Genomic DNA, 646 nt, shown 5'->3' on the forward strand with positions numbered 1-646 from the left:
TAACGCCGTTTTAAGCGGCAAATTGCAGTTGGCTAAAATAAGTGAGGGACGAACAAAAAGCCAACTGTAATTTGTCCGACTTGAAAACCCTTGTTAGTTTTTGTTACCGCATTTTATTTGCTTTTCACCAAAGTGGTAAACGTTATTTACCGCTACGTATACACTTGAGACAACTGCTGATGTTGGCATAGTTATAATAGATAAAAACTCATCATTCCACTCATAAAAACTAGTATCATTTTTCAATAAATTGACAACTTTTAAAGTCTTCTTATCGGTAGACAAACCACATTGATACTTTTGAGAATGATCAACTTCAGGAACAACAACACATCCTGTGAATATCAGTGTACAGATGAGAATTATTAATTTGTTTAACATCAAACTATCCTTTTTGATAAATGGAGATAATATAAACTCTAAGAAAACTAACGCCCAATTAACAGGCAAAAAATTGTTGGCTAAAATAAGTGAACGGAGTGAACAGAAAGCCAACTGTTTTTTGTCCTTGTTTAATTTCTTGATACTAATTGAGCCTTCTCCCCGAAGTCTAGCACTGAGCTAAACTTCAAGGCGACTATACCAAAAGGAGAAAGCTCAATGAAATTCTATACTACTTTACATAAATATTATTGCGGAATCGATC

Annotated in this window: 1 protein-coding gene; it reads right to left on the reverse strand. The window is 33.9% G+C overall.

Annotation, left to right across the window (positions count from 1 at the left end; translation table 11 throughout):
- Positions 1–93: 93 nt before the first annotated feature.
- Entirely contained in the window at positions 94–381 is a 288-nt protein-coding gene (locus H4J50_RS19030; RefSeq protein WP_182257707.1) for a hypothetical protein, read from the reverse strand.
- Positions 382–646: the final 265 nt, after the last annotated feature.

Origin of the sequence: Colwellia sp. 6M3 (genome assembly GCF_014077595.1) — a bacterium.
In the GTDB taxonomy this organism is placed as follows: domain Bacteria; phylum Pseudomonadota; class Gammaproteobacteria; order Enterobacterales; family Alteromonadaceae; genus Cognaticolwellia.